This window comes from Azospirillum sp. UFLA03-27, from assembly GCF_059803775.1.
In genome coordinates, this window is record NZ_JAUQTX010000258.1 from 1 (window position 1) to 9,221 (window position 9,221).

At 63.6% G+C, this 9,221-nt stretch carries 10 protein-coding genes; 3 read left to right on the forward strand and 7 right to left on the reverse strand.

All coding sequences use genetic code 11. From position 1 onward, the window contains the following. Positions 1–89 precede the first annotated feature (89 nt). Complete coding sequence (locus Q4I23_RS27020; protein WP_498528251.1) at positions 90–515, reverse strand: hypothetical protein; 426 nt, start codon at positions 513–515, stop codon at positions 90–92. Positions 516–725: 210 nt separating this feature from the next. On the opposite strand from Q4I23_RS27020, the gene Q4I23_RS27025 reads away from it, so the two are divergent. Next, complete coding sequence (locus tag Q4I23_RS27025; protein WP_454016977.1) at positions 726–1,232, forward strand: DUF6790 family protein; 507 nt, start codon at positions 726–728, stop codon at positions 1,230–1,232. Here the strand turns inward: Q4I23_RS27025 and Q4I23_RS27030 are convergent. Continuing rightward, on the reverse strand, positions 1,183–1,599 hold the full coding sequence (locus Q4I23_RS27030; RefSeq protein ID WP_498528252.1) for a YgjV family protein: 417 nt from the start codon (positions 1,597–1,599) through the stop codon (positions 1,183–1,185). The two genes, Q4I23_RS27025 and Q4I23_RS27030, sit on opposite strands and share 50 nt — an antisense overlap. Before the next feature lie 1,081 nt (positions 1,600–2,680). On the opposite strand from Q4I23_RS27030, the gene Q4I23_RS27035 reads away from it, so the two are divergent. After that, positions 2,681–3,160 (forward strand): response regulator, encoded by a 480-nt coding sequence (locus Q4I23_RS27035; protein ID WP_498528258.1) that lies wholly within the window; start codon positions 2,681–2,683, stop codon positions 3,158–3,160. A gap of 182 nt (positions 3,161–3,342) precedes the next feature. Here the strand turns inward: Q4I23_RS27035 and Q4I23_RS27040 are convergent, their stop codons facing one another. The 5 genes from Q4I23_RS27040 to Q4I23_RS27060 form a co-directional block, all read right to left on the reverse strand. Then, complete coding sequence (locus Q4I23_RS27040) at positions 3,343–5,577, reverse strand: hybrid sensor histidine kinase/response regulator family protein (RefSeq protein ID WP_498528253.1); 2,235 nt, start codon at positions 5,575–5,577, stop codon at positions 3,343–3,345. 164 nt (positions 5,578–5,741) lie between these two features. After that, positions 5,742–6,035, reverse strand: a complete 294-nt coding sequence (locus tag Q4I23_RS27045; RefSeq protein ID WP_498528259.1) for a hypothetical protein — start codon at positions 6,033–6,035, stop codon at positions 5,742–5,744. Positions 6,036–6,135: 100 nt separating this feature from the next. Further along, complete coding sequence (locus Q4I23_RS27050) at positions 6,136–6,552, reverse strand: TlpA family protein disulfide reductase (RefSeq protein WP_498528254.1); 417 nt, start codon at positions 6,550–6,552, stop codon at positions 6,136–6,138. Positions 6,553–7,039: 487 nt separating this feature from the next. After that, entirely contained in the window at positions 7,040–7,297 is a 258-nt protein-coding gene (locus Q4I23_RS27055; RefSeq protein ID WP_498528255.1) for a lysozyme, read from the reverse strand. A 274-nt stretch (positions 7,298–7,571) separates the two neighbouring features. Next, positions 7,572–8,273, reverse strand: coding sequence for a hypothetical protein (locus tag Q4I23_RS27060; RefSeq protein ID WP_498528256.1), 702 nt, complete (start codon positions 8,271–8,273; stop codon positions 7,572–7,574). A gap of 106 nt (positions 8,274–8,379) precedes the next feature. Here Q4I23_RS27060 and Q4I23_RS27065 point away from each other — a divergent pair. After that, a partial coding sequence (locus Q4I23_RS27065) for a tyrosine-type recombinase/integrase (RefSeq protein ID WP_498528257.1) occupies positions 8,380–9,221 on the forward strand: 842 nt, incomplete at its 3' end.

Sequence of the window (9,221 nt, forward strand, 5' to 3'; positions counted from 1 at the left end):
AGGATTCCAATGATCTGTTCCTCGCTGAACCGGCTCTTCTTCATGTCCGTCTCCTTGCTCGACGGACTCTAACTCAGGGTGGAGGAGTTTCAGGGGAGCAGGTCAGCCTTGCTGGCGACGAAGGCCCATTCGTCCGCCGGCGCCGAGCCGGGATCGTGCAGCGCTGACAGGTCCGCCAGCGGGGGGCCGAAGCTGAACGCGGTGCAGTCGAGCAACACCACGGCGTGTGTGGCGACCACCTCCCCTGCGCCGTCGACCAGCCCGAGCCAGAAGGCCGGGGCACTGGACGGCTTGGGTAGCAGCGGGAACCAGCTATCGCGGTGCTGGGCATTCAGCGCCTGCAGATCCGGCCAGGAGTCGCACAGGATTGGTGTCACGCCGCGGGTGACCAGTTCGGCGCACAGGCGGTCTCGCGCGGCGCCCAGCGCCGGGGCGAGCGGGCCGGTGCTCGGCGACAGGGTTTCGACGAGGCGGAAGTCGGGCGCGACGGTGCGCGCCGGGAACATGGCGTTCACGGTTGGTATTCTTTGATTGATGATAGGGATTGGGTAGTCAGACCGACGATCTGCAGACATCAGTTCGCAGGATCGATACGGTTGCGCACCTCGCCATAACAGATACAGGCGCGAGGAAAGCGCCTACATCGAGGTATTTCCGATAGCCTCTTGGAACGGGCGAGATAAACGTCTCAACGTCCGCTTGTCGTCTCTTCCAAGGAGGACGAAATGGACATCGCTAATTTGATACGATTTGTCCTGACACACATTCCTTTGATCACCTTTCTACTGGCGATTATCATTCCCACCCTCAGCCGATCTGATCGGACCCCGGAAAGCTATCTGTCCTGGCTGCTGCTGTTGGCCGTTGGAGTCGATGCTCTCTGGGCTGGGCTGTTCCATGTGTTCGCTCCCGAGCGCGCCGCGGCGTTCATCGGGTGGACAACAAGCCCGTTTCAGTTCGAGATCGGCGTCGCCGACATAGCGCTGGGCGTCATGGGGGTGCTTGCCTTCCACAGATCACTCGGCTTCAAGGCGGCGGTCGTGACCTACGCATCGCTGTTCTACATCGGCGTGGCGTACGGCCACTTTCATCAGATTTGGGTGGCCGGGAACTATGCGCCTGGGAACGCCGGCATTCTTCTCGTTCTCACCTGCATTCGGCCGTTCCTCCTGATCCTGCTCCTCATCGCGGCTCAACGGAAGGCAGCCCCGGCGTTGGCCCTTGGGAGGTAGGAAGTGACTCCGGGAGCGCTGCTTCGTCACGCTTCCGAGGTACGCAACCGCGCAACGCGCCGTAGACCAGCTCGGCCATGCAGAGCAGGTCGGCGGCCAACCCGAAGGTCGAGCCGGTCAGCAGGTCGTGCGCGTCCCAGCAGACGCCAGCGGCCAGGAACAACACGCGCAGCAGGAGGGCGGACCGACACCAACGCGCTACGGTGGCGAGGATCATCCCGGCCGCCGCACAGGCCGATGGCCAGCCTGCCCAGGTCAAGGCGCCCTGCCCGGCCAGCAGAGCACGGCGCCCAGACAGCCAGGGCCAGAGGGCAACCAGCGCGAACCCGGCGGCCCCGGCGAGGTCGGAGAGGTGAGGAACGATCATGGCGATTCCCTAACTTCCGGAGCAGCTTGTCCTTCGCCGCAGACCCGGCGCTGGAGCCGACCCAGTAGGACACCACCGCCGACGCCATGGTGGTCAGGGCGCCGAGCATCAGCGTGGCGTTCTGGTCGATTGCGCCGGCCGGCCGGCTCGGCACTCGGTACAACACGATGCCGAACGTCACCAGGACGATGGTCGAGACGATGGGCGCGCCCCAGGAGATGCGGCTGCCAGCCTGCGCAAGCTGGACGGTCTGCGCGCGAGCGTCGGCCTGGTCCTCGTTGTCCAGCCGCAGCAGTGCCACGACCTGATCGCCCTGCTGGCGGTACAACTCGGCCAGCTTGGCGGGATCAGTCTGCACCGCGGCGACGGCCCGCTCGGCATCCGCCGTGTTGCTGATCGGAACCCCGGTTACGGCCGAGACGACGGACACCGCGGCCTCGCCCACCTTCTGGGCGGTCTCGCCAGTGCCAAGAGCGGCCTTGGCGATCTCTGGCAGCAGCACCGGAGCGAGGGCGGAGATGATGGGGATGAGCAGTGGCAGCATGGGGACGCCGCTCCTTCGGGCATGCTATTCGCCCGTTCAATAAGGGACCTGTCCGGCTGTCTTATTAAACTCGGGCATGAAAAAGCCGCCTTGGCGGGGGCCGGGCGGCTGGTGGGTGAAACCTCGGTGCTGTAGGCTCTGGTCAGTCTGCGAAGACGTTTCGGACGTAGAGTGGCGGGAGGAGCCTCGGCTCAGCATGCACACGTCGCGGACAGTGACCGCCGTGTGGACCGGACAATACAGGCCGGCGTCGGCCCATCTGCGGGTGGGGCGACCGAACGTAGGGGGTGACGTCCCTACCCGGCGGTCACGCCTTCAATCCAGCTCGTCCGCCGGGATGTCCGGCGAGAGCATGCGTGCTGTCGCCATCTCCGCCAGTTCTTCGACCGATAGCCGATGCAGACCTGAACCTGTATTGTCCCGCCCTCCGCCTAAATTCCCTCGACAGCATCGAAGGAGCATCAATCGTCACATTTGGGGAGTGCTCGAATAAATTCGCGCCCGCGGTGTTCAACGAAGAAATAACTGATGCGGGAGATGCGAGTGACGACAAGTGCCCTGAAGCCCATCCTGGTGGTCGAGGACAATCCGCGGGACTTGGAAATGACGCTGGCGGCGCTGAAGAAATGCAAGCTCTCCAACGGGATTATTGTTGCCCGCGATGGTGAAGAGGCGCTACGGATGCTGTCTCTTCGCGATCCGGAAACTGGATGGCCAACCCAGCTACCCGCGGTCGTCCTGCTCGAACTCGATCTCCCCAAGATCGACGGGCTGGAGGTGCTGGAACGGGTGAAGAGCAACCCGGCCATCCGGCACGTTCCCATCGTCATGTTCACAGCGTCATGCGAGGACAACGACATCACACTCAGCTATGAGCTGGGCGCGAATGCGTTCGTTGTTAAGCCCATGGATTTCGAAGCTTTATCCGAGGCGATCCGTAGTTTGAGCGCGTTCTGGGCCAGCCTGAACCAGTCGCCAACCAGTTGTTTCCAGGGGTTGGCTGCGCCTTTCCGATGAGCGCTTGCCGCCGACCATGGAGGCATTGCCTCATCGTTCGCTCCAACCGGCGGGCTGCTTCTGGCTGAGGAGTTCGGACATGGGACTCCGGAAAAGGAAAAGCTGCCGGGCGGCTTGGAGTAAGGAAGGCCGCTCGGTTGTAAACGTTACGAGCGCCACCTGAGACCAGTTCGACGTGATCCCTACAGCACCGCTGAGATATGCTCGATCAGGGCTGTCGGTGGGATAGGTTTGGACAGGATGCGAATGCCGGGCTCACGGCCGAGATCCTGGAGTGCCGCCTTCTCGGCATAGCCGGTGACGATCAGGATCGGCAGGTCGGGGCGATGGCGGCGGGCAAGACGAGCAAGGTCGGCGCCGGTCATGCCGGGCATGGCGAAGTCAGTGACCAGGATGCTCAGATTCTCGTCCGCCTCCAGCAGGGCCAGAGCCTCCTCCCCGGAGCCGACCTCGGTCACCACCATGCCGGCCTCGTCCAGCACTGCGGCGTTGGCCATGCGGACCAGGGCGTCATCCTCCACCAGCAGGACGTGAGACATCCCGAGCGGCGGTCCGTCCGAGGCGGCAGTCAGGGGAGCGGCAAGGGGAGGAGGAGCGGTGACGGCGTCCGGAGTGTCGGTCCGGCTGTCGGCAGGGGCATGGGGAAGATACAGCGTCACCGCGGTGCCGACGCCGAGGTGGCTTTCCAGGCGGATGCCGCCGCCCGATTGGGCGGTCAGGCCGTGCACCATGCTCAGTCCCAGCCCGCTGCCCTGGCCGACCGGTTTGGTGGTGAAGAAGGGCTCGATGGCATGGTCCAGCACGTCCTGCGGCATCCCGGTCCCGCTGTCGCGAACCGTCACCGCGACGTAATCACCCGGCGCCAAGGCGGGCGAGACGCCCATCTCCTTCGCCTCTCCCTCGCTCCCTCCCTTGGTCTCCTCACCCACTGACAGACTGGCGATGGCGATGGTCAGGGTGCCCCCGCCGGGCATGGCGTCGCGGGCGTTGATCGCGAGGTTCAGCAGGGCGATGTCGAACTGGTGGGGATCGACCAGGGCCGGCGGCACGTCGGCTTCCCGGTCGAGGCGGATGCGGATGGCGCTGCCCAGAGTGCGTTCCAGCAGCGTGACCATCCCCGCCACCTGGGCGCCAAGGTCGACGGGTGCCGGAGCCAGCCGTTGCCGGCGGGCGAAGGCCAGCAGATGCTGGGTCAGGGTGGCGCCGCGCTCGACCGCTTGGCTTGCGACCTGCAGCGCCCGGCGGCTCTCCGCCTCCACCACCTCGCCGCTGCCCTCCAGCAGGTGCAGGCTGGAGCGCACCGCCTGCAGCAGGTTGTTGAAGTCGTGAGCCACCCCGCCGGTCAGCTGGCCCAGCGCCTCCATCTTCTGCAGTTGGCGAACATGCTCCTCCGCCACATTGCGCGCCTCGACCGCTTGCTGCCGCTCCTGGAGCGCCCGGTTGGCGGTTTCATACGCGAGGAATTGGCGTGCCATCGCCCACAGCATCAGGGCAAGCGCCACCGCGCTGAGCAGCCCGGCGGCGGCGATGATCTGCGCCTGATCATTCCAGCGGGATAGGATTTCTCCCCGTGTCCGGCTTACGCCGACGACCAGCGGGTAGTTGCGCAAGGACAGGAAGGACAGGATGCGGGCCTGGCCGTCGACCGACTGCGGCGTCTCATAGGTGCCGGCTGCGTGGTTTGCGACCAGTTCGGCGACGCCGGGGCTGATGGCGATGGTCCCGACCTTGTCTGGCAACGTCGGGTAGCGCGCCAGCAGCATGCCATCGCGCCACCACAGACTAATTCCGGTTCCCGGCGTCACATGCAGGCTGCGGTAGAACTGCTCGAAATAGGACAGGCGCATGGCCCCCACGACCAGCCCAGCCAATCCGCCATCGGGATCGTTCACGCGGCGGGCGATGTAGAGCGTCCAATCCTGGGTGGCGACACTCTTCACCGGTCGGCTGACGAAAACGCGCTCAGGATCAGCGTTCTTGAGCGCCAGGAAATAGTCGCGCTTCGACAGGTCGTGTGGCGGAGCCGGGAACTGGCGGGTAAAGTTGACCAAGGTGCCGTCGGCGGCGATCAAGCTCAAAGCCTCCAGCTGCGGTAGGCTGGACACCCTGGCTTTCAAGAATTCATGGGTTTCGTAGTCGGCGCCCAGGCGCTTGAAGGCGTCGGCGCTGCGCCGGTTGGCGGCGGGTATCTGATCGACGACTCCGCTGACGGTGAGTTCGATGCCTTCGATGGCGCGCAGCGTCTGCTCGGCCAGCGAAGCGTTGAGCGTGCGCAGGCCGAGTGTCGCCTCGGCCACCGTCTCGTCATGCAGACGATCCATCATCATCGCGGTGCCGCCGCACAGGGCCGCCAGCACGATCCCACCGAGCGCGCCGATGCGCCGGAGCGGACGGTTGGTTCTCAGAAGCCGCCGCAAGACCCTCGCCTCCGGTTCCCTTCCAGCACCGCATCCACTCCCATCATCTGCCTTGCTCTCTGCCCCGCTTTCCTTGGCATCGCCATGGCGATCTTGTCCCTTCGTGCTGCTGATGTGGCGTCGCCGACCGGAAGCACGAAGGCTTAGACACTGGATGGGCTGGACTATACAGAAGGCCGCCCGCCGGACAAGCGGCCAGAGGTCATAGTAAATCGCTCCGGGTTTTTCTTCCTGAGTACATTCGGCTTGGGGCACGCCACCATGACGATGTCCTCGGTTTGAACATAATGGCGAGTTTCAGCCTCGGCGGGAGGAATGTTGCCGATGGGTTCGTGCAGGCGCCGGTGGTTGTCCGCGGCGATTTGGGGCATCGCGTTGCAGCCAGGACACCAGTGCTCGTGCAGGGGCAGTTCGTCGTACTGCCGGCGGACCAGCTTCCGGCTGAGGAAATCGGTCATGGGGACGCCGGAAAAGGAAAAGCCCGCCGCGGAGGTCCGGGCGGGCTGGGTTTACGGCGCTGTTCGGCGGTGCTGGACTGGTGGCCGAGGCGTCCTTACGTCATGAGCAGGAAACGTCGAACGTCTTCGCAATCTCCAGCGCTGTGGAGGTTGCAGCTCCCCCTTTAGCTCCCTTACACGAAAGCAAAGCCTCGACGTAGTCACGGAACTCTGGTTCAGCCTTGCCGACGATCCCATGCCTCATGAAGTGTCGTTGGTATTGGTACGTGCTGGTCCACAACGCGGCGATAACGCCCTGCGGATCGACGACAACGGTCAACGGAAGGTCAGTGACGGACTTCGGCGTCGGAAGGTCGCGGGGTGCCGGGTCGCGGCTGTCAAACACGGCGATGTAGTCCGTGCGCAGCGCCTTTCGCCGCTGATAGTCCAGGTCGCGTTGGAACGCCCCTTCCAGGTCGGTCTCGCTGGGACGCGGGGAAACGAGCATTACGACAGGCACATCGGGGTGGACCTTCATGAAGCTCTCGACCGAAGGCCGTTCTCCGATGCACGGCAAGCACCATTCGGCTCCCCGCTTGAAAAGGAACCACTTGCCACGAAACTCCGCCGTTGAGCGACGCACACCGTCCTCACCGTGAAATGTGAAGATCGGCAGTGTGCTCCCTGGTGCGAAGCCGTAGGCCGGCTCCGCAGCAGCCGGCGCAGTCAGAGCCGCAACGGAGAGTAGCGCCAGTAGTCCACAAAAGACGCTTCGGGAAGCTGTTAAGGCTGGAGGCGTTCTCATTCTCATCTCGCACGAGGTAGGCTCAATTTTCTATCACGCGCCGTGCCGCTGAGCACTATCGCTTGTCGAGCCACCGGCCTGCTGACATGCCAACCCCAGCGCGATAACCGGCCGACGATCAGCCCGCCTCGAACAGCGCCTTCTCCGCCGGGCAACGCTTCACCAGCCCCGGAAGCTGCTTCCTGACGCCATTGACGATGACATCGACCCAATTCGGAAACTACGCCGCCGCCCCGTCATAGTCGCCCTGGTTCAGCAGGCGCAGCAGGGTCGAAGTCTGCAAGGCGCCGGCCCCCAGGTTGAACACGAAGGAGGTCAAGGCGCCGCGCTGCCGATCGGTGAGCGGCACCTTCACGAGCTTGTCGACCTGCTCCGCGGCGGTGCCCATGTCGGCGCGCAGGTAGACCTCGGCCTGGAGGCCGTTGATGGCCTGCCCCATCCGGATCCCGGCGGTGTGGCCGTAGCCGATGGTCGGCACAACAGGTAGGCCTTCAGGTACAGGCCTTCGAAGCGACGGACCAGCGCCAGGGCGTCGTCGTGAATGTCGCGCGGGATCGCCGCACCGGCGGTCGTGGTCATTGGATGCTTCGTTTTTAGATCGCAAGGATTCTCAGAGGGTTGGTGGGTTCGGCGGACCTTGATCCGGTTGAGCCATCGTCCCGTGCTGGGGGATCGTCTCTTCGGCTTCCAATAGCCAGACTTCCAGCGCATCAGTTTCCCTCCAAACCACGATCACAACGTTTTTCAGCGGGTTAGCGCGTTCGCCTCCTGCCGTTCGGAACCGCTGCTGATCGACCGGGCGGCAACGATGAACTGGTGCGCCAGCAGCAGGCGGGCGGCTCCGGCATCACGCCACCCGACGGTCGTGCTGGTCGATGTGGGTAGCCGCCCTTGAAGATCGCCCGGATGTGCGGGGCCGTGGCGAGGTGGGCGATGGTCTGTTGCTGTTCCTTGGCCACGGGCAGCACGCCCCGCCGGTAAGCCAAGAACACCTCGATGATCTGCCGGCGCACCAGGGCGGCTTGCGGGGTGCGGGATAGGGCGCAGATGGCCAGCGCTTGGCCTTCGTTCAGGTAGTAGGCTTTGCCGGGGCGGCGCGCTGGATACTCAATTGCATTCGACCGAGAAAGCATATTTGTGGCAACAAATATCGAAAATTCGTCGCATGCATACCATACTATATTTATCAAACAAAACACATGCGACGCAGAATCAATACCAAATGTCGGAGCATTTGATAAATTAATATGTAGATTGCATAAAATCTTATTAGATAACACTAAAAAAAGGATGTCTTTACTAAAGTTTATGAGAGATTTGCGATCGCATCGCCTTACGTCAAGCGATCTTGATTTAGAGAGAAGAAAGAAGTCCGCATTGTTAGCGCACCTGATCGGAAAAAAGCCCAAAGGCGCCTCGACCAGCTCAAGAAGGAAATCACCGCCGCGGTCCACTTCGGCGAATCACGCCTGACGTGGAAGGCCGCAGTCGTGCGGTACCTCACCGAGGCGGGGCCGGACGCGGTGAAGCCCGGCACTTTGAAGTGGTACACGGTCAGCCTTGGGCAGGTTTGGCCCACATCTGGAGGCGCTGTACGTCGATCAGATCACGCGGAAGACCATCTCCGCCCTGATCAGCGCCAGGAGCAAGGGCGGCCCCAGGAAAGCCACCATCAACCAGGACCTGACCGCCGTGTCCGCCGTCTTGGGCGCCGCCGTCGAGTGGGGGGCGTGCGAGGCGAACCCGGCACGCGACTGCAATCGCCGCCTCCCCCATGAACAGCGCGAGTCGATCCATCCGCTGTCGAGCGCGGACGTCAAGGCCGGCATCACGCGATGCTCCGGCCTGTTCGCCAGCATGATCCGGTTCCTCGCCCAAACCGGCTGCCGGCAGGAGGAGGCCGCCGGCCTGACTTGGAGGCAGGTCAATCTGAAGTCCGGCACGGTGACCTTTCTGAAGACGAAGACCAACCGGCCGCGCACGATCCGCCTGGAACCGGACACGCTGACGATGCTGACCGCCCTGCCCCACTTCCTGGGTTCCGACGCGGTGTTCTGGCACGGGAAGGGGTCGCGTTATCTCAACGTATTGTCACGGTTTCGGGAGATGGTGTGGTCGGCACAAAAGTCGGCACAGCGGGTGGGCACACCGTTCCGGCCCTTTCGCTGCCACGATCTGCAGCAGGGCTTCGCCATCCGGGCCTTGCGGAACGGGTGGGACATCTACGCCCTGTCCAAGCACCTGGGGCACAGCAGCGTGAAAACGACGGAGATTTATCTGGGGTATGTCCCGTCCAGGGCCGGCACAAAAAACCGGCACATCTATCAGGGTGCGGAAAAACGAACATATTTCGGCCTTTTGCCTCTGTTGAGGATAAAAATGCGGGTTTCAGCGGGCGATTT